Annotated in this window: 20 protein-coding genes; 11 read left to right on the plus strand and 9 right to left on the minus strand. The window is 66.4% G+C overall.

Annotated elements, in window-relative coordinates; all coding sequences use genetic code 11:
- From accC to KQ910_RS23115, 4 genes are all read right to left on the minus strand, one after another.
- Complete coding sequence (gene accC / locus KQ910_RS23100; RefSeq protein ID WP_216965864.1) at positions 1–1344, minus strand: acetyl-CoA carboxylase biotin carboxylase subunit; 1344 nt, start codon at positions 1342–1344, stop codon at positions 1–3.
- 14 nt (positions 1345–1358) lie between these two features.
- A complete protein-coding gene (gene accB / locus KQ910_RS23105; protein WP_216965657.1) occupies positions 1359–1829 on the minus strand; it encodes an acetyl-CoA carboxylase biotin carboxyl carrier protein in 471 nt (156 codons plus the stop codon).
- 22 nt (positions 1830–1851) lie between these two features.
- A complete protein-coding gene (gene aroQ / locus KQ910_RS23110; RefSeq protein ID WP_255560301.1) occupies positions 1852–2322 on the minus strand; it encodes a type II 3-dehydroquinate dehydratase in 471 nt (156 codons plus the stop codon).
- A 65-nt stretch (positions 2323–2387) separates the two neighbouring features.
- On the minus strand, positions 2388–2849 hold the full coding sequence (locus KQ910_RS23115; RefSeq protein ID WP_216965659.1) for a MarR family winged helix-turn-helix transcriptional regulator: 462 nt from the start codon (positions 2847–2849) through the stop codon (positions 2388–2390).
- Between the two features lie 40 nt (positions 2850–2889).
- On the opposite strand from KQ910_RS23115, the gene hppD reads away from it, so the two are divergent.
- From hppD to KQ910_RS23140, 5 genes are all read left to right on the plus strand, one after another.
- Positions 2890–3981, plus strand: a complete 1092-nt coding sequence (gene hppD / locus KQ910_RS23120) for a 4-hydroxyphenylpyruvate dioxygenase (protein ID WP_216965661.1) — start codon at positions 2890–2892, stop codon at positions 3979–3981.
- A gap of 154 nt (positions 3982–4135) precedes the next feature.
- Positions 4136–5284 carry a homogentisate 1,2-dioxygenase gene (locus KQ910_RS23125; RefSeq protein WP_216965664.1) on the plus strand — a complete coding sequence of 383 codons (1149 nt, stop codon included), beginning with the start codon at positions 4136–4138 and terminating at the stop codon, positions 5282–5284.
- Positions 5285–5295: 11 nt separating this feature from the next.
- Positions 5296–6288, plus strand: coding sequence for a fumarylacetoacetate hydrolase family protein (locus tag KQ910_RS23130; protein ID WP_216965665.1), 993 nt, complete (start codon positions 5296–5298; stop codon positions 6286–6288).
- Positions 6289–6317: 29 nt separating this feature from the next.
- Positions 6318–6959, plus strand: coding sequence for a maleylacetoacetate isomerase (maiA, locus tag KQ910_RS23135; RefSeq protein ID WP_216965667.1), 642 nt, complete (start codon positions 6318–6320; stop codon positions 6957–6959).
- Positions 6956–8428: an aq_1923 C-terminal domain gene (locus KQ910_RS23140; RefSeq protein WP_216965670.1), complete on the plus strand. Its 1473-nt coding sequence runs from the start codon at positions 6956–6958 to the stop codon at positions 8426–8428. Before maiA ends, KQ910_RS23140 begins: the two co-directional genes overlap by 4 nt.
- On the opposite strand, the gene KQ910_RS23145 is transcribed toward KQ910_RS23140, so the two are convergent.
- Together KQ910_RS23145 and KQ910_RS23150 are read right to left on the minus strand one after the other, a co-directional pair.
- Positions 8425–9201 (minus strand): DsbA family protein, encoded by a 777-nt coding sequence (locus tag KQ910_RS23145; RefSeq protein WP_216965672.1) that lies wholly within the window; start codon positions 9199–9201, stop codon positions 8425–8427. The two genes, KQ910_RS23140 and KQ910_RS23145, sit on opposite strands and share 4 nt — an antisense overlap.
- 21 nt (positions 9202–9222) lie before the next feature.
- The gene (locus KQ910_RS23150) at positions 9223–10596 is read right to left on the minus strand and encodes a M48 family metalloprotease (RefSeq protein ID WP_216965674.1); all 1374 of its coding nucleotides are present in this window, start codon (positions 10594–10596) and stop codon (positions 9223–9225) included.
- Between KQ910_RS23150 and KQ910_RS23155 the strand changes: the two genes are divergently transcribed.
- From KQ910_RS23155 to KQ910_RS23165, 3 genes are read left to right on the plus strand one after another with little or no spacing between them, the layout of a single operon-like run.
- Positions 10583–11959 (plus strand): gamma-glutamyltransferase, encoded by a 1377-nt coding sequence (locus KQ910_RS23155; RefSeq protein WP_216965676.1) that lies wholly within the window; start codon positions 10583–10585, stop codon positions 11957–11959. The two genes, KQ910_RS23150 and KQ910_RS23155, sit on opposite strands and share 14 nt — an antisense overlap.
- Positions 11960–11965: 6 nt before the next feature.
- A complete protein-coding gene (locus tag KQ910_RS23160; RefSeq protein WP_216965678.1) occupies positions 11966–13117 on the plus strand; it encodes a pyridoxal phosphate-dependent aminotransferase in 1152 nt (383 codons plus the stop codon).
- Entirely contained in the window at positions 13114–14106 is a 993-nt protein-coding gene (locus KQ910_RS23165) for a DUF3298 domain-containing protein (protein WP_216965680.1), read from the plus strand. The genes KQ910_RS23160 and KQ910_RS23165 overlap by 4 nt, the downstream gene beginning before the upstream one ends.
- 7 nt (positions 14107–14113) lie before the next feature.
- On the opposite strand, the gene KQ910_RS23170 is transcribed toward KQ910_RS23165, so the two are convergent.
- The gene (locus tag KQ910_RS23170; RefSeq protein WP_216965682.1) at positions 14114–14590 is read right to left on the minus strand and encodes a YybH family protein; all 477 of its coding nucleotides are present in this window, start codon (positions 14588–14590) and stop codon (positions 14114–14116) included.
- A 49-nt stretch (positions 14591–14639) separates the two neighbouring features.
- Here KQ910_RS23170 and KQ910_RS23175 point away from each other — a divergent pair, with 49 nt between their 5' ends.
- From KQ910_RS23175 to modA, 3 genes are all read left to right on the plus strand, one after another.
- On the plus strand, positions 14640–15824 hold the full coding sequence (locus KQ910_RS23175) for an acyl-CoA dehydrogenase family protein (RefSeq protein ID WP_439653334.1): 1185 nt from the start codon (positions 14640–14642) through the stop codon (positions 15822–15824).
- Positions 15825–15836: 12 nt separating this feature from the next.
- The gene (locus tag KQ910_RS23180) at positions 15837–16892 is read left to right on the plus strand and encodes an acyl-CoA dehydrogenase family protein (protein ID WP_216965684.1); all 1056 of its coding nucleotides are present in this window, start codon (positions 15837–15839) and stop codon (positions 16890–16892) included.
- A 157-nt stretch (positions 16893–17049) separates the two neighbouring features.
- Complete coding sequence (gene modA, locus KQ910_RS23185) at positions 17050–17844, plus strand: molybdate ABC transporter substrate-binding protein (RefSeq protein ID WP_216965686.1); 795 nt, start codon at positions 17050–17052, stop codon at positions 17842–17844.
- Positions 17845–17930: 86 nt separating this feature from the next.
- On the opposite strand, the gene KQ910_RS23190 is transcribed toward modA, so the two are convergent.
- Together KQ910_RS23190 and KQ910_RS23195 are read right to left on the minus strand one after the other, a co-directional pair.
- Entirely contained in the window at positions 17931–18278 is a 348-nt protein-coding gene (locus KQ910_RS23190) for a winged helix-turn-helix domain-containing protein (protein WP_229600857.1), read from the minus strand.
- A 92-nt stretch (positions 18279–18370) separates the two neighbouring features.
- Entirely contained in the window at positions 18371–19711 is a 1341-nt protein-coding gene (locus KQ910_RS23195; RefSeq protein ID WP_216965689.1) for an FAD/NAD(P)-binding protein, read from the minus strand.
- Positions 19712–19849: the final 138 nt, after the last annotated feature.

Raw genomic sequence — 19849 nt, forward strand, 5'->3', positions numbered from 1 at the left:
TTACTTCTTCAGGCCGACCAGCTTCTCCAGCCAGTGGATGTCGTAGTCGCCGTCGATGAAGGCCTGCTCGCCGATGATGCGGCGGTGCAGCGGAATCGTCGTGTCGATGCCGCCGACCACGAACTCCTCGAGCGAGCGGCGCAGGCGCATCAGGCATTCGTTGCGACTGCTGCCGTTCACAATCAGCTTGGCGACCATCGAATCATAGTAGGGCGGGATCGAGTAGCCGGCATAGAGGCCGGAATCGACGCGCACGCCCAGGCCGCCCGGCGCGTGATAGTCGGTGACGAGACCCGGGCAGGGTACGAATGTCTCGGGATTCTCGGCGTTGATTCGGCACTCGATGGCGTGGCCCTGGATCACGATGTCGTCCTGCGTGAGACCCAGGGGAGCACCCGAGGCGATGCGGATCTGCTCGCGCACCAGGTCGATGCCCGTCACCGCCTCGGTGATCGGATGCTCGACCTGCAGGCGGGTGTTCATTTCGATGAAGTAGAACTCGCCGTCCTGGAACAGGAACTCCATTGTGCCGGCGCCACGATACTTGAGTCTGCGAACGGCGTCGGCGGCCAGTTCGCCGATCCGGTTACGCTGCTCGGCGTTCAGAGCGGGCGAGGGCGCTTCTTCCAGCACCTTCTGATGGCGCCGCTGCAGCGAGCAGTCGCGTTCGCCGAGGTGGATGCCGGCGCCGAGCCCGTCGCCCAGCACCTGGATCTCGATGTGGCGCGGCCGGCCGAGATACTTCTCGACATAGACCGAGTCGTTGTTGAAGGCGGCCTTGGCTTCGGTGCGCGCCAGCGAGAAGGCTTCGGAGGCTGCCTCGGCATTCTGCACGACCTTCATGCCGCGACCGCCGCCGCCGGCGACGGCCTTGATCAGGACCGGCCAGCCGATCTTTTCGCCGAGTTCGATGATGTCCTCTACCGACTCGACCGGACCCGGCGATCCCGGCACCAGCGGCAGCCCGAGTTCCAGCGCCGTCTGCTTGGCCACGATCTTGTCGCCCATCATCGAGATATGCTGCGGCGTCGGACCGATGAAGGTGAAACCGTGTGCCTCGACAGCTTCGGCGAAGCGCGCATTCTCCGACAGGAAGCCGTAGCCGGGATGGATGGCGTCGGCGCCGGCGATCGTCGCGGCGGAGAGGATGGCGGGAATGTTGAGGTAGCTCTCGCGGGCCGGCGGCGGGCCGATGCACACCGATTCGTCGGCCAGCCGGACATGCATCGCGTCGCTGTCGGCGGTCGAATGGACGGCGACGGTCTGGATGCCCATCTCGCGGCAGGCGCGGTGGATACGGAGCGCGATCTCGCCGCGGTTGGCGATGAGGACCTTGTCGAACATCGGCACCGAGGCCCTTACTCGACGATCATAAGCGGTTCGCCGAACTCCACCGGCCGGGCGTTCTCGATCAGGACCTGCATGACCGTGCCGGCCTTGGGCGCCTTGATCGGGTTGAACGTCTTCATGGCCTCGATGATCAGCAGGGTCTGGCCGGCCGTGACCTTGTCGCCCACGGACACGAAGTTTGGCTTGCCCGGTTCGGGCGCCAGATAGGCGGTGCCAACCATCGGCGACTTCACCGCGCCCGGATGCTTCGAGAGATCGCCCGCCGCGGTGGGGGCCGCGCCGGCAGCGACGACGGGAGCGGCCGCCGCAGCGGGGGCCCCGGCCATCATTACAGGCGCCGGCTGTACGACGGATGCTGTCGGACGGGCGACGCGGATGCGACGGTCGCCGTCGGCCAGCTCGATCTCGCCGAGTTTGGTTTCCTCGAGGATCGCCGCCAGCTTGCGCACGAACTCGGTATCCAGCTCGAACTTTGACATGGAGAAAAGCTCCCGATGTTGATCAGCGTGCCAGCAGACGCGCCAGCGCCTGAAGGGCAAGGAGATAGCCTTGAGTGCCGAGACCCGCGATCACGCCGACCGCAGCCGGGCTGATGTACGAATGATGGCGGAAGCTCTCACGCTTGTAGATGTTGGAAAGGTGGACCTCGATGGCCGGCAACTCGGCCGCGTTCAGCGCGTCGAGCAGGGCCACCGACGTATGGGTGTAGGCACCGGCATTTATGACGATGCCGGAATTGGCCTCGCGCGCCGCCTGGATACGGTCGACGAGCACGCCTTCGTGGTTGCTCTGGGCAAACTCTACCGCGAGGCCGAGGCGCTCGGCCTCGACGCGGCACATGGATTCGACGTCCGCCAGGGTTTCGCGGCCGTAGATCTCGGGCTGACGCTTGCCCAGCATGTTGAGGTTTGGCCCGTTGAGCACCAGCACCGGCTTGGCGGCCGATGGGCGCCGGGCGGCCTTTGCGGCCAATCCTGCCTCCCAGATTCACCAGAGGCGGGCGTTATAGCATGGGGCGTCGGGCCGACAAGGCAGGCTCAGGGGCCGCTTCTCAACAGTTTGGCGTGGGCGAACAGCCTGTCACACAAGCTGTTGAGAGCCTGACGCTCTTCCGCAGACAGGGCCTGGTAGAGGTCGGCCTCGTATTTCAGGGCCAACGGGACAATCTGCGCATGAACCGTGCGGCCTTTTTCAGTCAGGCGCAGCGAGGCCCGGCGACGATCGTCCAGATCGGTGGCGCGCTCGACCAGGCCGCGCTTCATCAGGCTGGCGACCGCCCGGCTGACGGCCACCTTGTCCATGACAATGCGCTGGCCCACATCGGAGGCGGTGAGGGGCGCGAAGCGTCCCAGCGCAGCCATCACACGCCACTGGGTGACGCTCAACTCGAAGGGGCCGGCGTAAAGGTCGTGAAGCGATTCGCTGACAAGCTGGGCGAGGACGGACAGCCGGTACGGGAGGAATTTCTCCAGTTCGAGGGCTTGCGCTTCGGTCGGCATAATAGTTACATTTGAAACTAATTCAGCCGGGAGGTCAAACATGGCGAGCGTTACCGACCGCAACGTGGTGGAGATCGACGAGATCAACCCGATGGGCACCGACGGGTTCGAGTTCGTCGAATACACCGCTCCCGATCCCGCGGCGCTGGGTGCCCTGTTCGAGAGCATGGGCTTCACGAAGGTGGCGAAGCATCGCTCCAAGGACGTCTCGCTCTACCGCCAGGGCGACGTGAACTTCATCGTCAACGCCGAGAAGGAGAGTTTCGCGCAGGGCTTCGCGCGCGTGCACGGCCCCAGCGTCTGCGCCATCGCGCTGCGCGTGAAGAATGCGGGCGCCGCCTACAAGCGCGCGCTGTCGCTGGGCGCGTGGGGCGTCGAGGGCAAGGTCGGCCCGATGGAACTCAACATCCCGGCGATCAAGGGTATCGGCGATTCCCTGCTCTATCTCGTGGACCGATACGGCGAACGCGGCTCGATCTACGATGTCGACTTCGACTGGCTGCCCGGCGCCGAGCGAAACCCCAAGGGCGTGGGGCTGACCTATATCGACCACCTGACGCACAACGTGCATCGCGGCCGCATGGCCGAGTGGGCCGATTTCTACGAGCGGCTCTTCAATTTCCGCGAGATCCGTTACTTCGACATCGAGGGCAAGCTCACCGGCCTCAAGTCCAAGGCGATGACCAGCCCATGCGGCAAGATCCGCATCCCGATCAACGAGAGTTCCGACGACAAGTCGCAGATCCAAGAATATCTCTCCGCCTATCACGGCGAGGGCATCCAGCACATCGCGCTGGGCACCGGCGATATTTATGAGACGGTCGAAACGCTGAAGACCAAGGGCGTACCGTTCCAGGATGTGCCCGACACCTACTATGAGCAGGTCGATGCAAGGCTGCCGGGCCATGGAGAAGACCTCCAGCGGATGGCCGCCGACCGCATCCTGATCGACGGGGCTCCGACCCAGGGCGGCGGGCTGCTGCTGCAGATCTTCACCCAGACGGTGATCGGTCCGATCTTCTTCGAGATCATCCAGCGCCGCGGCAACGAAGGCTTCGGCGAGGGAAATTTCCGCGCGCTGTTCGAATCGATCGAACTCGACCAGATCCGCCGCGGCGTGTTGAAGGTATAATCACATGCCTCCCCCGTCATCGGGGGAGGTGCCCCGCTCAGAGCGGGGCGGAGGGGTCATCGGCGCCCGGTTTGACGCTCCTGACTCCTCCGTCGGCGTATGACGCCGACACCTCCCCATTTGAATGGGGAGGCATTCAGAAAGGGAGGGAACCATGGCCAAAAACTGGATTCCGCTGCGCCAGGTCGAGGGCACCGCCTCGCGCCAGGCGCATGTGCGGCTGCCGGAAGGAACTTACGAGCGCGAGATCAGCAAGGAAGGCTTTTTTGGGCCTTCCGCCCAGTTCCACCACAGGCACAAGCCGACCGACTGGGTCGAATTCGACGGCCCCATCCGTCCGCGAGCCCTGGATCTCAACAAGCTGGCGACGGCGCACGCCAATCCGTGGGACGCCGAACTGGTCATGGGCAACAGTCACCTGCAGATGCGCTACTGGCGTCTGGAGAAAGCGATGCCAGGACTCGCGCGCAACAGCGACGGCGATCAGCTCCTCTTCATCCACGAGGGCAACGGTGCGCTGTTCTGCGACTATGGCCATCTCGACTATGCCGAAGGCGACTATCTCGTGATCCCGCGCGGCACGATGTGGAGACTGGAGCCGGCAAAGCCCACCACGTCGCTGATGATCGAAGCGACCAACGATCACTTCACCCTGCCGGAGAAGGGTATGGTCGGCCGCCACGCGATCTTCGATCCGGCGATGCTCGACACACCGCGGATCGATGACGCCTTCCGCGCCCAGCAGGACGAGCGCACCTGGAAGGTATCGGTGAAGCGGCGCAATGCACTCTCCACCGTGACGTACCCGTTCAATCCGCTCGACGCGATCGGATGGCACGGCGACCTGAGTGTCGTGCGCATCAACTGGCGTGACCTGCGGCCGCTGATGAGCCATCGCTTCCACTTGCCGCCGTCGGCTCATACGACCTGGGCCACCGGCCGCTTCGTCGTCTGCACCTTCGTGCCGCGCCCGCTCGAAAGCGATCCGGAAGCGTTGCGCCTGCCGTTCTTCCACAACAACGACGATTTCGAGGAAGTGATATTCTATCACAAGGGTAGCTTCTTCAGCCGCGACAACATCCATCCCGGCATGATGACGGTGCACCCCACCGGCTTTACCCATGGCCCGCATCCCAAGGCTTTCAATGCGGCAACGAAGGGCGGCAAGACCGAGACCGACGAGGTCGCGGTGATGATCGACACGCGCGATGCGATCGATGTCGCGGCGATGCCGGCGGGTGTGGAATTCGAGGGTTACGTGAAGTCCTGGCGGCCGCAGGACATGAAGCAGGCAGCGGAGTAGGGAAGCGCACAATGAAACTTGGATCGCTCAAGGAAGGCGGCCGCGACGGCACGCTGATCGTCGTAAACCGCGACCTGACGCGTGGCGTCCGCGCCACGACCGTGGCGCCGACCCTGCAGAAGGCGCTTGACGACTGGGCCACCAACTCTCCGAAGCTGCGGGTGCTGGCCGAGCAACTCGAGGACGACAAGGCGGTCGGCTCGTTCGAACTGGATACGGCCGCGCTGGCTGCGCCGCTGCCGCGCGCCTACCAGTGGGCTGATGGCTCGGCCTACGTCGTGCACGTGGAGCTGGTACGCAAGGCGCGCGGCGTGGAGATGCCGCCGTCCTTCTGGACCGACCCGCTGATGTACCAGGGTGGCTCCGATTCCTTCATAGGGCCCAACGACGAGATCGAGATGGCCGACGAGGCCTGGGGCATCGATTTCGAGGGCGAGATCGGCGTGATGGTCGACGACGTGCCGATGGGCATCTCGCCGGAGGCCGCCCGCAAGCACATCAAGCTGGTGACGATCCTGAACGACATCTCGTTGCGCAATGTGATCGTCGGCGAACTCGCCAAGGGCTTCGGCTTCTTCCATGGCAAGCCCGCCACGGCCTTCGCCCCTGTCGCGGTCACGCCGGACGAGCTGGGCGACGACTGGAACGGGGCCCGGCTCGACCGGCCGCTGATCTCCACCCTGAACGGCAAGGAGTTCGGCCATCCCAATGCGGCCACCGACCTGACATTCGATTTCGGCCAGCTCATTGCGCATGCGGCGCGCACACGGCACCTCGAAGCGGGGACGATCGTCGGCTCGGGGACGGTCGCGAACCGCGATTCGGCCGTCGGCTGCTCCTGCATCGCCGAGCGCCGCGTGCGGGAGACGATCGAGGGCGGCAAGCCTGTGACGCCGTTCATGAGCTTCGGCGACCACATCCGTATCGAGATGTTCGACCGGGCCGGCAAGTCGATCTTCGGGGCCATCGACCAGAAGGTCGTGCGCTACACGCCGCCCGCCTGAGCCGTGCTAGAGTGACCGCGGAGGCGGTCATGAAGCTCATCGGCTATTTTCGGTCCTCGGCGGCGTTTCGCGTCCGCATTGCCCTGAACCTCAAGGGCATTGCGGTCGAGCATGCGTCGCGGCATCTGCGCAGGGGCGAGCAATCGTCTTCCGACTATGCCGCGATCAACCCGCAGAAGCTGGTGCCGGCCCTGGTGCTCGACGACGGGCAGGTGCTGACCCAGTCGATGGCCATCATGGAGTATCTCGAGGAGATGCATCCCGAGCCGCCGCTGCTGCCGAAGGATTCGGTCGGTCGCGCGCGGGTGCGGTCGCTGTCGCTGATCGTAAGCGCCGACATCCATCCGATCCAGAACCTGCGCGTGATGGCCTACCTGCGCCAGAAGTTCGAGCAGACCGAGGAAAGCGCCTTCACCTGGTCACGCCACTGGATAGAGACCGGCTTCGACGCTTACGAGGCGACGTTGAAGCAGGGTGGAACCGGCACGTTCAGTCATGGCGACCAGCCGACGATGGCCGACATGTGCCTCGTGCCGCAGGTCTTCAACGCTGCCCGCTTCAAGGTCGACATGCAACGCTATCCCCTTATCCAGGGAATCCATGAAGCCTGCATGCGGCTTCCGGCGTTCGATGCGGCTCAGCCCTCCCGCCAGCCGGACGCCGAACCGTGAGGAAATCCTTCGTCGCCATCGGCGCCGTCCTCGTCCTGATCGGGGTCGGCGCGGCATCCCTTCCGTTCGTCGAGAGCTTCGCCGCGACCAGATTGAGGGCGGCCCTCGAACGGGGTGGCTTGACGGCGGAGACGGTCAAGGTGGGTCTGCTGGATCGCAGCATCAGGTTGCGCGGTATTTCCGGCGGTGCCCACAGCGAATTGAAGATCGATGAGTGGGAAGCCGGCGGCCTCGCCTGGCCGCTGGGCGAGCTTGTCCGGGGAAGGGTGCCGCTCGGTGGATTGAGCTGGGGAGATCCGCTCCAGGTGGCGCGGTTTCACATGCGCAATTTCCGCCTGGCCACGCCCGATACCGGCGACTCGTGGGCGATCGGCGAATTGACGGCGGTGAACTTCGACCTGCCTCGCTACGACGCCGTCTATGAAGGACCGTTCCGCAACGAGGTGATGCTTGCGCGCCTGCTCGGCGCCCTGTCGGTCGAACGGCTCGAACTGAGCGATGCGAGCCACGTGACTTTCGAGCAGACGAGCTATTCCGCGTCGCGCCTCTCCGTCGCCGGCTATCGCCGCGGGCTCGTCGCCTCCGTCGAGATGAAGGACTTCCAGGTAAAGCCGGCCAGTGCCCGCATGGCCGGCCTCACGATCGCCGACATTACCGCGCGCGACGTCGATGTGCGCCGGCCGATCGCCGTGGGGTCGTCGCTCGACTGGGAGCCGGGCACGCCGATCGGGCGGGTTCCCGTTGCCCAGGGCCGGATGACCGGTTTCGGCGGCGATCTCATGGCCCGCTACGGCATGTCCCTGGCAAGCGTCTCGACCGAGACGGTAGCCGAAGGATCGGAGACAAGCCGCTCGCGCCTGAGGATCGAGGACTTCACGCTCGCTCCGTCATTGCGCAGTGTCGAGGCGCTGGGCATGCGCATGGTCCTTCAGTCGATGAACCTCAAGGAAGTTCGATTGGGTTTCGACTGCAGCAGCGTCGAGGATCGCGCCCGCCATGTGGTGACGGTCGAGGATTGCAAGTTGAGCGGCCCCGAACTCGCGGACGTCTCGTTGGCCGCTCGGGTGGTGGATACCGACGACGAATTCTGGCGCGCGCTCGATGAGGCCGACTTCTTCGCGTTGCTGGGGACAAAGGCGGCGCTCAAGTCGGCCAGACTCGTCGTTGCCGACAAGAGCCTGCTGCAGCGGAGCCTGCAGGCGAAGTCGCGACTGAGCGGCCAGCCGGCGGCGGCGGAACGGGCAGCGCTGGCGGCCGAGATCCGGCGCTACCAGCCACCCGGTGTGCTGATCACGCAGGACATGTCGAAGCTGCTCGACTCGATTGCCCGCTTCGTGGAGCAGGGCGGTACCCTTACCGTCGAGGCCTCGCCGCAGCCGGCGCTCGGCCTCGAGAAGATCGACTACCTGCTGAGGCCGGGCGCCGATCTCGTGAATGCGCTCGGTCTCACCGCGACGGTATCGCGTTAGCGCTTGCGGGCGTCGGCGATCAGCGCTTTCAGGGACTCGGCGTCGACCGCACCGGGGACGAACTGCTTGCCGATGACGAACGCCGGTGTGCCGCGCACGCCGAGCGCGGCGGCAAGGGCCATGTTCCGGTCGATGATCTGCTTCAGCTTCGGATCGTCCATGTCCTTCTCAAGCTGGGCGACGTCGATGCCCACCGACGCAGCCGTGGCGAGAATCTTTTCGCGGTCGAGCTTGCCGTTGAACTCCATCAGCGCGCTGTGGAGCTCCTTGTGCTTGCCCTGCTTCATCGAAGCCAGCGCTGCCAGGGCGGCGACCCTCGAAGCCTCGCCGAGGATCGGCAGGTCCTTGTAGATGATCTTCACCTTGCCGTCGGCGCCCGTGACCGACTTCACGGCCTGGTAGGCACGCTTGCAGTAGGGGCACTGATAGTCGTTGAACTCCACGATCGTGACGTCGCCGGCCGGGTTGCCTCCGATCGGGCTTTCGGGATCGCGGAACAACTCGGCCTCGTTCTGGCCGATTGCCTTGATGGCCACGGAATCGCGCTGGTTGTCCTGCTTGCGCTCCAGTTCCTGCATCGCCTCGACGAGGACCTCCGGATTGGCCATCAGATAGGCCCGGATGCTCTTGCCGAGATCGGCCGGAACTGTCGGCATATCGGCCGCAGCAGAGGATTCCGGCGGAGCAGTGATCTTGGGGAGTGCGGTCCGCGTCGCGGCCGCCGCGCCAATGACGATCAGGCCGACGAGGGTCGCCAGAAGAAGGGAACGCATGCTGTTGTTCTCCAGGGCCGGCTACTTGCGCGGCCGGCTGTTGATGTAGGCCTTGAGGTCCTGTGCGCGTTGCCACGCCGGAGTGCCGGCGGTGAGCTGGCGCGCCGCGGCCTCGGCATGGGTCTGTGCCTCGCTCCGCTGCCCCCGGAGGGCCGCCATTTCCGCCCGGGCCAGCGACGTCATACCCGGATCGTTGAGTTTGGAATAGCCCGATGCCATGAGGCGCCAGAGCTCGAAGTTTCCCGACTCCTGCTGCATCGCGAGATCGAGATTGCGCATGGCATCGCGGTCGTTGCCGGGGCTGTTGACGTCGAGCAGGGCGCGCGCGAGGTCGATCTTCAGGATCGCTGCGGAAGGGGCAAGCTGGACGGCGCGGCGATAGGAGGCCAGGGACTCGGCGGCGCGGCCATTCTCGTAGAGCATCTGGGCCCGCACTTCGTGGAAGTACGGATCGTTGGGATTTTCCTTGAGAAGGCCGTCGATCGTCAGCAGGGCCGATCCCAGGGCGCCCTTTCGATAGAGGGCGATGGCCCGTGCATAGCGGGCGGGCAGCGATCGGTCAGCCTCGGAATATCGTTGCAGCGCGGCGTCCGGCGCGACGAACCCGTAGAGCTTGGCGACCATGCGCTGGTGGAGCATGAGGAACTGCGGCGTGTCGGGCGTATTGGCGTAGGGCGAGTTGGCCGCGGCCTGCTCGAACGCGGAAATCCGCTCCGGCGTCAGGGGATGGGTCGTGAGGTACGGATCGCGCCGGTTGATCGCCAGCTTCTCTTCCCGCTGCAAGTAGCGCAGGAACTCGATCGTGCCCTTGGGCGACTGACCGGTGCGTTGAAGGTAGGTGATCGCCGCCTGATCGGCCGCGCTCTCCTGGGTCTGGGTGTACTTCAGGAAAGACATGAGCGAACCCGGCGCCATCGGTCGTGCGGTGCCGCCGCTATGGCCTCCGCCGCCGCCGGTGGCGGCGCCGCCCAGGGCGCCTCCCGCCATGGCACCTCCCGCCAGGATCGTCTCCAGGATCTGAAGGGTGGACAAGCCGCGCAACTCTTCCTGCATGCGCGCCAGATGGCCACCGGCGATATGGCCGCTTTCATGGGCCATGACTCCGATCAGCTGGTTCGGCCGCTCGGTGCGCATGATCAGGCCGGTGTTGATGAAGATGCGCTGGCCGCCCGCCACGAAGGCATTGAGCGAGCCATCCTGGACGAGCATGATCTCCACGCCATTGGGATCGAGCCCCGCCGCCTTCCAGATCGGAATGGTGAAGGTTCGGATCGTGCTCTCGATCTCGGCGTCGCGGATGAGATTGAGGCGTTGACCTTGCTGAGCCGTCGCGGCACGAAACGGCGCCAGCGCGAAGAGCGTCAGACAGAAGAGGGTGGCGATGCGTTTGAACAAGGTCGGCACGGGACTGCAGCAGGCTAGGAACGGGCGGTGGCCACGTCAATTGTGCAACGCAGCCGTGGCTGGCCTATTTCTGCTGACAGGTTGTGGCTTTAGTGAGACGGACCGGCAGCGCGATCGGGACGAGAACGCCGCCAATCCCGCTAACCTCGCACCCAACCAGCGGACCATGTCGCGCGTCACGAAGAGCACTTCGTTCGCGGCGGTCACCGCGGAAGAGGGGCGCGCCGCGGAAGTCGGGCGCGAAATTCTCCTGGCAGGAGGCAACGCGACCGATGCGGCGGTCGCGATGTATTTTGCACTTGCAGTGACCCTGCCGTCGGCGGCGTCGCTCGGCGCGTCTGGTGCCTGCATCGTCCACAACGAGAAGACGAAGAAGGCCGAATCCTTCGTATTCCCGCCGATCGCGGCGCCGGGTGCTGTGAAGGGTACGCCGTTCTCGGTGCCGGTAGGCGTGCGGGCGATCACCCTGATGCACGTCCGTCATGGACAGCTTCGCTGGGAGCAGACCGTCTCGCCGGCCGAGCGATTGGCGCGCTTCGGTTTCCCGGTTTCGCGCGCTTTGGCCCGAGACCTCCAGGCGGGCGGCGCCCTGATCGGCGCGGATGCCGAGGCGCGCCGCATCTTCGGGGCCGCAGGCGAGGGCACCCCGCTGCTTCAGCCCGACCTCGCCACGGTACTCGGCAGCATCCGCCAGCGCGGCGGGGCCGAATTCTTCCAGGGAGCGTTGTCCCGGACCTTTTCCGAGCAGGTCTCGCAGGCGGGCGGCAGCCTGCCGGTGGATACGCTGCGGAACGCGGTTCCCATTTCCTCGGCGCCCCAGTCGGTAAGCCACTATCGCAGCCGGGTGTACGTCGCGCCGGCACCGGCGGCGGGGGCGGCCGCGCTGGCGGGATGGAACGGTGCGCCGCCGGCTGGCGGGACGCCTGCCGATTCGGGAGGCTTCGCTGGGTTTGCGGCGGTCGATTCCAAGGGCGGAGCGGCTGCCTGCGAGCTGTCGATGGGGCAGTTGTTCGGCGCGCGCGTGGTGGTTCCCGGCAGCGGCATCATGCTCGGCTCTCCGAATCCGGAGGCTGCTTCGGTCAGTCCCCTGATCATCGCCAATCCCGGTAACGGCGAATTCACCTTCGCCGGCGCCGGCGGCGGCGGCCCGAACGCAGCCCAGGCGGTGGGCTTCGTGGCTCGCGAAGTGATCGACAAGGGCAATAACCTCGCGGCCGTGCTGGCAAGCAGGCAGGCGCAGGGTGGCTTCGTCAATGCCATTGCCTGTCCGTCGGGTCTGCGCGGCTCTCCGCAAGCCTGCCGGACCGGGGCCGATCCCGCCGGGGCCGGCCTGTCGACGCTCGCGACTGAATAGCGCGAAATGTCCGGCAAGCTCTCTCGCCGCTCCGGCGGCGTCGACCCGTTCATCGTCATGGATGTTATGGCGGCGGCCGCGGAGAAGGAGGCGGCGGGCGACGTCGTGATCCATCTCGAGGTCGGGCAACCCAGTACGCCCGCGCCCAAGGCCGCGCTGGCGGCCGCACATGCGGCCCTCGATGCCGACCGGCTCGGCTATGTGGCGGCGCTCGGCATGCCGGCTCTGCGCGAACGCATCGCGCGCCATTATCACGAGACCTACGGCGCCGACGTTTCTGCCGAGCGTGTCGTGGTCACGACCGGGTCGTCGGGCGGCTTTCCTTTGGCTTTCCTGGCGAGCTTCGACGCTGGCGATCGCGTGGCGCTCGCCGCGCCCGGCTATCCGGCCTATCGCAACATCCTCGCCGCGCTCAATCTCGAGGCGGTCGACCTGCCGACGTCGGCGGCCGACCGCTTCCAGCCGACCGTCGCGGCGCTGGAGAAGGCAGGGCGTCTCGACGGGCTGATCGTGGCGAGTCCCTCCAATCCGACCGGCACGATGGTGACGCGGGACGAGCTGAAGGCGCTGGCCGACTGGTGCAACGCCAACGGCGTGCGGTTGATCTCCGACGAGATTTATCACGGCATCGTCTACGAGGGCGAAACCCACTCGGCGGCCGAGGTGTCGGATACCGCGATCGTCGTGAACAGCTTTTCGAAGTATTTTTCGATGACGGGCTGGCGTGTGGGCTGGTTGGTCGTGCCGGCCGACATGGTGCGATCGATCGAGCGGCTGACGCAGAACTTCTTCATCTCGGTGCCGACGCTCAGCCAGCATGCCGCGCTGGCGGCCTTCGACTGCCGGGAAGAACTCGACGGGCATGTGGAGCGCTATCGCGCCAACCGCGATCTCCTGATGGCCGGCCTGCCGGCCGCCGGTCTCGACCGGCTCACGCCCGCGCAGGGCGCTTTCTACATCTATGCCGACGTCTCGCACCTCACCAACGACAGCCGCGAATTCTGCAGCCGCATGTTGCGCGAGGCCGGCGTGGCAACGACGCCCGGGGTCGACTTCGACCGGGCGAGGGGCGCGGGCACCTTGCGGATCTCGTTCGCGGGCTCGACCGCGGAGATGGAGGAGGCGGTTCGCCGCCTCAAGGCGTGGAGGCGGGCATGAGAAGGTTCGCCGTTGCGGCGTTGAGCGCGCTTCTTCCCGCAGCCGCGGCGGCTCAGAGCGGTCCGAGCTTCGATTGCGCCAAAGCGTCGAATGCCTCCGAGCGCGCAGTCTGCAAATCCCCGGATCTGGCGAAAGTCGATCGGGAGTTGGCCGGCCTCTACGCGGCCCTGCTCGGCAGGCTCACGGGGCCGGCCAAGGAGAGTCTCGAGAAGAGCCAGGTGCGCTGGATCGTCGGACGGAACCGTGCCTGCCAGCCGAACGAAGATTCCGATGTGATCGAGCGTTGCCTCACGACGCGGTATGCCGACCGCATCGCCGATCTCAAGGCGTCCGCCGCTGGCCCTTATCCGTTCGTCGAGGATCAGGCGATCGAGAAGACGGGCAAGGTCGGCAAGGTGAAATACGCGCTCGACCTTCGGTATCCCCGTTTCGCCGGGAAGACGGCGGACTTCTCCGCCCTCAACCGATCCTATGCCGATTCGGCGGCGAAAGCCGCCCGGGAGACGACTCCCGGCGCCGACGCCGGCGTCGATCGCGAAGAGCAGTGGGAAGCGGTGCAGAGCTACGCGCTCCATCGGCCGGGACCCGACGCCATCACCGTTGCGCTGACCTTCTGGGCCTATACCGGGGGCGCCCATGGCTACGGAAGCTTGAGTTGCACGCTGGTCGACCTGCGCACCGGCAAGCCCGTGCCGCCGGCCGGTGTGTTCGCCGAGGGCTCACCCTGGCTTAAGGAGGTCGTCTCGATCGTCGCCGCCGACCTCAAGAAGCAATTCGTCGAGAATCCGGGCTTCGAGGACGCGCTGGAGCCGCGGAAGCTCACCAAGACCGTGAACAGCGCCGACCGCTTCTGCTGGCAGGCCGACAGGCTGCAGGTCTATTTCAACCAGTACGAGGTCGGCCCCTATTCTTCAGGCCCCTATACGGTCGACATTCCCTACAGTCGGCTGAAGCCGCTGCTGCGCGCCGGCGGCCTGGTCGCTCGCTGAACGTTGCCTAATGCAGCTTGCGCCGGTCACGCGCTCCGACCGGGGTGCCGGCGGGAGTCGCGCGCTCGGTCGCTACGGGCGGCACCGGGCCGGAGTGGTGGCTCGCCATGTGCCAGCCATCGGTCATGCGGACATAGAGATTGCTCGCCATGAGCTGGCCGTTGGGCAGGATTTCGCGGCAGGTGACCAGCGCGAGGCCCGGGCGGCCGAGCACCCATTCTTCGGTGCATCGCACCCGGGGCGCCTCGGGGTGCTTCATGATGGCCCGCCAGCTCGCCATGATCTCCGCCCGGTCGTAGAGCGCCTGCTGCCCGGGATGCAGGCAGATGACCGAGCCGGTCGGCGCCCAGACGAGGTCCATGGCGGCGGGGTCTCGATCGTTGAACGCCCGGTAGAAGGCGCGATTGGCGGCGAGGACGGCGTCGCGCTCGTCATCATCGAATTCTGCCAGGAGCGGCGGCAGGCGTGGGGCACGGCGGGGCATTCGACCCTCGAAACTCACGGGTTGCGCGTTACAGGATTAGCCGACACAGATGAGGCATCCAACCATCGAGATCATGATGTCCATCCCCAAGCTCGAGTTTCCGCCGTTTCATCTGCCCGCCGAGGCCGAGGCCTTGCGCGAGGAAGTCCGCGCGTTCCTCAAGGAAACGCTGCCCAAGATCAAGACCGAGGACCGGTTCGCAAGCTGGAACACGGCGTCGCCCGAGTTCAGCAGGGCGCTGGGCGCCAAGGGTTGGCTCGGCATCACCTGGCCCAAGCAGTATGGCGGCGCCGAGCGGACCTTCCTCGACCGGCTTGTCGTGACCGAGGAACTGCTCGGCAACAGCGCGCCCGCCGGCTCCCACTGGGTAGCCGACCGCCAGTCCGGTCCGCTGCTCCTCAAGTTCGGCACCGAACAGCAGCGCCAGGCGATCCTGCCGCGGATCGTACGGGGCGAATGCTATTTCAGCATCGGCATGTCCGAGCCGGATTCAGGATCGGACCTGGCCTCGGTCCGCACACGCGCCGAGCCGGTGCCCGGCGGCTTTCGCGTGAACGGCACCAAGGTCTGGACCTCCGGCGCGCACCGCAACCACTACTGCATCACGCTGGTCCGCACGTCGGGACAGCATGGCGACCGTCACAAGGGGCTGAGCCAGCTCCTGGTCGATCTCAAGACCCCGGGCGTGACTATCCGCCCGATCATCAACCTCGCCGGTCGTCACGACTGGAACGAGGTGACCTTCTCCGACGCGTTCATCCCCGAGGATTGCCTGATCGGCAACGAGGGCGACGGATGGCTCCAGGTCACGAGCGAGCTGGCTTTCGAGCGCTCCGGCCCCGAGCGCTTCATGCAGAACGTCTACGTGTTGCGCGAGCTTGTGCGCGTGCTCGGCCGCCAGCCGGCCAAGCGCGCCAGCGCCATCCTCGGCCGCCTGATCGCGCGGCTGTGGACCCTGCGCCAGATGTCGACGGCCGTCGCCGGCATGATGCAGGGCGGCAAGTCGCCGGCCATCGAGGCGTCGCTGGTGAAGGATCTCGGCACGATCTACCAGCAGGACCTGCCGGAGATCGCGCGTACGCTGGCCGAATCCGACGCAACCACCGAGGACGATCTCGCCGACTTCCTCGATGTCGCTCAATACGCGTCGATGATGGCGCCGAGCTACACCATCCAGGGCGGCACCACCCAGGTCCTGCGCGGCATCGTCGCCCGCGGCCTCGGTCTGCGCTGAAGGAGGACGATCATGGACCGCGATACCCGTGACATGCTGCTGGAGACGGCGACCCGCTTCTTCGCCGAGCGTTCGGCCAAGGACGTCGTCAACGGCGTCGAGAAGGGCGTTTGGCCTGCCGATCTCTGGAAGGAGATCGAGGAAATGGGCCTGCCGCTGATTGCCGTGCCAGAAGAACTGGAAGGCGTGGGCGGCACGCTGGCCGACCTGATGGCGCTGCTGCGCGTGGCCGGCGAGCATGCCGTGCCCGTGCCGGTCGCGGAGACGGCGCTGGCCAACCTCCTCGTGGCCGCCGCCGGCGGCAAGCCCGCAACGGGCCCCTCGACGCTCGCGCTGGGAGACCTGTCCTTCCAGGGCGGGCGCGTGAGCGGCAAGGTCGCGCGGGTGCCGTTCGCCGGCGTCGCCGAACGCTTCGTCTCGATCGTGACGGCGGGCGGCAAGTCCACGCTGGTCGTGGTCCGGCGCGACGCCGCGACGATCGAGGACTCGCCGAGCCATGCCGGCGAGCCCTATGGTTCGGTATCGTTCGATGGCGCCGCGCCGGAGTTCTCGGCGGCCTCCACGATCAGTGCCGACCGTGCGTTCGAACTCGCGGCCCTCGCCCGTTCGATGCAGATGGCGGGTGCGGCCGACAAGGTGCTGGTGACGGCCACCGAATACTGCAAGCAGCGCGTCCAGTTCGGTCGGCCGATCTCGACCTTCCAGGCGGTCCAGCACATGCTGGCGGAACTCGCGAGCTGCGTGGCCGCGACCATCGCCGCGGCCGAAGCTGCCTCGCGCGATGCCGACGAGGGCGGCCTCGTCGACGGCGGCAGCTTCTCGATCGCTGCGGCCAAGACCCAGTGCTCCGACTTCGCGCACCGCATCGCCGCCATCTCGCACCAGTCGATGGGCGCGATGGGCTTCACCCACGAGCACATCCTTCATCACTACACGCGCAGGCTCTGGGTGTGGCGCCGCGACTTCGGCAGCGAGAGTTTCTGGGGCGAGAAGATCGGCCAGTCCTTCGCCAGGGCCGGCAAGGACGAGCTGTGGCCGGCGCTCGCGGCGAGCCGCTACGCCGCGTAAAAGGCCTACCGCGCCTCTCGCGTCCGAACCGGTCGCGAGGGGGCCCGCATATCTCCATTCCAATGCAGCGGCGACGTCCAACGTCGCCGTTTTGCTATTGCGTTGGACCTTCGTTATATTCAGTGAGATATACCGAAGCCTCGAAAAAGGAGATCGCATGCCGGGCACCCGCCGGTCATTCGTGTCGGCATTCGGCGTTGCCGCCTTCCTTGTGACGTCGGGCGGGATCGCGCGGCAGGCGTTCGCGCAGGGCAAGGATGTCGTCATCCTCGCCGCCGCCAGCCTCAAGAACGCGCTGGACGAGGCCTCGGCCGACTGGGCCAGGAAAACCGGCAAGACGACCAGGGTCTCTTATGCATCGAGCTCGGCGCTGGCCAGGCAGATCGAGGGCGGCATTCCGGCCGATATCTTCATCTCGGCCGACGTGCCGTGGATGGACTATGTCGCCGAGCGCAAGCTCATCAAGCCGGCCAGCCGCTCGGACTATCTCGGCAATCAGATCGTCCTGATCGCGAGCAAGGATTCGAAGACCGATCTCAGGATCGACAAGGGCTTCAACCTGCGTGGCGCGCTGGGCAATGACGGCCGCCTCGCGATGGGCAGCGTCGAGGCGGTGCCGGCCGGCAAGTACGGCAAGGCGGCGCTGGAATATCTCGGCGTGTGGCCTTCGGTCGCCGACCGCGTGGCGCAGGCGGAGAACGTCCGCATGGCGCTGACCTTGGTCTCGCGCGGCGAGGCGCCGCTCGGCATCGTCTACAAGACCGATGCCGCCTCCGATCCGTCCGTGCGCATCGTCGGCGCCTTCCCGGCCGACTCGCACCCGGCGATCATCTACCCGATGGCGCTGCTGTCGACGTCGACCAACCCGGACGCGCAGGCGTTCGCTGACTACCTGAAGACGCCGGCCGCCAGGCCGTTCTTCGAGAAGCAGGGCTTCACCGTATTGAAATAGTGCAGGGTCGACTCCGACAATTCGCTGTATTCGATGGGATACAAAGAAGATGGAGGAGGCGGGTCTCGAACAGGCTTCGCGGGTTCCTAGAGCGGTTTGACGGCCGGCGGCGTGAGCAGGCGGGCCAGCGCGCGGATTTCCGGCGAGGAGACGCCATAGGCGCGGCGCTCCATCTCGCGATAGAGGCGCACGATGTCGTTGCCGGTCTCGGTCACCGATGCACCGCCGCCGCCGCCGCCGCCGGTCTGCGCAGCCACCACCGGATCCCGGAACATCTGGTTCATCTCGTCGACGAGCAGCCAGGCCTGGCGGTAGGACATGGCGAGCGCCCGGCCGGCGGCCGAGATCGAGCCGGTCTCGTTGATCAGTTCGAGCAATCGGACCTTGCCCGGCCCGATCGAGCGTTCGCCGCCGAAATCGATCCGGAGGTGCAAGGAGGTCTTGTCAGACCGCCTGGCCGCTGTCTTGGCTGGTCTGCGTCCCATGCCGGAGAGTATGCGGCGCCGCCGCGCGCAAGGCCAGGTGGCTACCGCAGCGCAGCGATCAGCCCATTGGCGACGTCCGCTGCCTGCAGCCGGATATCCGGTATCGCCACGATTTCAGTGTAACGGCCGCGCGTGGGAGGGCCGAGGACGTAGAGGCGGTCCGATGGTGCGCCGTCCCGTCCGATCAGGGCTTCGTCGACAGCGACGTCGAGGCCCTGGTTGAGCGGATCGGGTCGCAGCTTGCCGTCCTTCACCAGCTGCGCATGAAGGGGCACCTGCACGTCGACCTCGTTGCGCGGACCGCGGCAGTCGACCACGCGATCGAAGCTGCGCGTCTCACGGACATCTGAACCGCGCCGGACGATCGTGACCTCGACCTTGTCGTCCGTCGTCTGTCCGATCTCGACGCGGCCGGAGACGATCGAAAGCTGTCCACGCGCCTTGGCGGCATCGATCTGCTCGCCGATCTGCGGGGCGACGCGATGACGATGGATGTCCCACCATGGTCGCAGATGACGCAGGAAGCGCTTCCGCTGATCGAGATCGAGCGCATGCCAGAGCTCGTTGTTGTGCGGTCGCAGGAGTTGCATCAGGCCCGGCCAGTCGAGGGCGGCGCGCAGCCTGGCGCGGAAACGGTTGGTCCGCTGCGACAGGCTGCCGGTGAAGAGGTCGCTCGTATCGGCTTCGGGCGTGGGGATCGGCGCGCTTGGATGGCGATGCGGCACCAGTCCGCGGCGGGACAAGGCGACGATCGGGCCTTTGTGGCCCTGTTCCAGCAGCGAGAGCAGCACGTCGATCATCGTCAGGCTGGTGCCGATCAGCAGGATCGATCCTTCGGGCGCGAGTCCGGCGATCGCCTCGTCTCGCCAGGGATTGCCGTGATAGGCGCCGGAATCCGTCGAAGGAGGGCGGTGGCCGGTCGCCAGCACGGCCTTGCGGGCGCGGAGCGGGGACTGACCTTCGACATCGAGCTCGACGCCGTCCTGCCGGTCGCGGATCGCGACGACGTCGCCGGCTACCACCCGAAGGCGACCGTCGGAGCGCTTGACCGACTCGGCGAGCAGGTCCTGCAGGTAGCGGCCGTAGATTGCGCGGGGAACGAAATCGGCGCGGCCATAGCCGCGGTCGCCACGCGCCAGCCATTGCACGAAATGGTCCGGCTCGTCGGCCAGGGCCGTCATGTCGCTGGCACGGACATTGAGAAGATGATGCAGGCAGTGGGTCGAGTAGGCGACGCCCAGTCCCAAATGCGGGCCACGCTCGATGAGTGCGACGCGCAGCCGGCTCCTACGGACGAGCTGGGCGGCAAGCAGCACGCCGCTGGCGCCGCCGCCGACGATTGCGATGTCGACAGGCGAAGATGACGGTTCGGAATGCTGCATTTCCGAAGTATGGCAGATGCGGTGCTGCCGATGCCAGCCATCGAAGTGCGGCGCCTCGGCGCTGCTGCGTCAAGGCGATCTGGCCCAGCAGCACCTGGCCCCGTTACCATGCCTGGCACGTCGGTCATGAAGGGTGGT

This window comes from Reyranella humidisoli, assembly GCF_019039055.1.
Taxonomy (GTDB): Bacteria; Pseudomonadota; Alphaproteobacteria; order Reyranellales; family Reyranellaceae; genus Reyranella; species Reyranella humidisoli.

What these genes read in the sequence shown, in the direction of transcription:
- accC (WP_216965864.1), bottom strand. Translation starts at nt 1,344, where the DNA reads ATGTTCGACAAGGTCCTCATCGCCAACCGCGGCGAGATCGCGCTCCGT.
- maiA (WP_216965667.1), top strand. Translation starts at nt 6,318, where the DNA reads ATGAAGCTCATCGGCTATTTTCGGTCCTCGGCGGCGTTTCGCGTCCGC.
- hppD (WP_216965661.1), top strand. Translation starts at nt 2,890, where the DNA reads ATGGCGAGCGTTACCGACCGCAACGTGGTGGAGATCGACGAGATCAAC.
- KQ910_RS23165 (WP_216965680.1), top strand. Translation starts at nt 13,114, where the DNA reads ATGAGAAGGTTCGCCGTTGCGGCGTTGAGCGCGCTTCTTCCCGCAGCC.
- KQ910_RS23195 (WP_216965689.1), bottom strand. Translation starts at nt 19,711, where the DNA reads ATGCAGCATTCCGAACCGTCATCTTCGCCTGTCGACATCGCAATCGTC.
- KQ910_RS23130 (WP_216965665.1), top strand. Translation starts at nt 5,296, where the DNA reads ATGAAACTTGGATCGCTCAAGGAAGGCGGCCGCGACGGCACGCTGATC.
- KQ910_RS23160 (WP_216965678.1), top strand. Translation starts at nt 11,966, where the DNA reads ATGTCCGGCAAGCTCTCTCGCCGCTCCGGCGGCGTCGACCCGTTCATC.
- KQ910_RS23115 (WP_216965659.1), bottom strand. Translation starts at nt 2,849, where the DNA reads ATGCCGACCGAAGCGCAAGCCCTCGAACTGGAGAAATTCCTCCCGTAC.
- KQ910_RS23155 (WP_216965676.1), top strand. Translation starts at nt 10,583, where the DNA reads ATGCGTTTGAACAAGGTCGGCACGGGACTGCAGCAGGCTAGGAACGGG.
- KQ910_RS23180 (WP_216965684.1), top strand. Translation starts at nt 15,837, where the DNA reads ATGGACCGCGATACCCGTGACATGCTGCTGGAGACGGCGACCCGCTTC.
- accB (WP_216965657.1), bottom strand. Translation starts at nt 1,829, where the DNA reads ATGTCAAAGTTCGAGCTGGATACCGAGTTCGTGCGCAAGCTGGCGGCG.
- modA (WP_216965686.1), top strand. Translation starts at nt 17,050, where the DNA reads ATGCCGGGCACCCGCCGGTCATTCGTGTCGGCATTCGGCGTTGCCGCC.
- KQ910_RS23170 (WP_216965682.1), bottom strand. Translation starts at nt 14,590, where the DNA reads ATGCCCCGCCGTGCCCCACGCCTGCCGCCGCTCCTGGCAGAATTCGAT.
- KQ910_RS23125 (WP_216965664.1), top strand. Translation starts at nt 4,136, where the DNA reads ATGGCCAAAAACTGGATTCCGCTGCGCCAGGTCGAGGGCACCGCCTCG.
- KQ910_RS23175 (WP_439653334.1), top strand. Translation starts at nt 14,640, where the DNA reads ATGAGGCATCCAACCATCGAGATCATGATGTCCATCCCCAAGCTCGAG.
- KQ910_RS23145 (WP_216965672.1), bottom strand. Translation starts at nt 9,201, where the DNA reads ATGCGTTCCCTTCTTCTGGCGACCCTCGTCGGCCTGATCGTCATTGGC.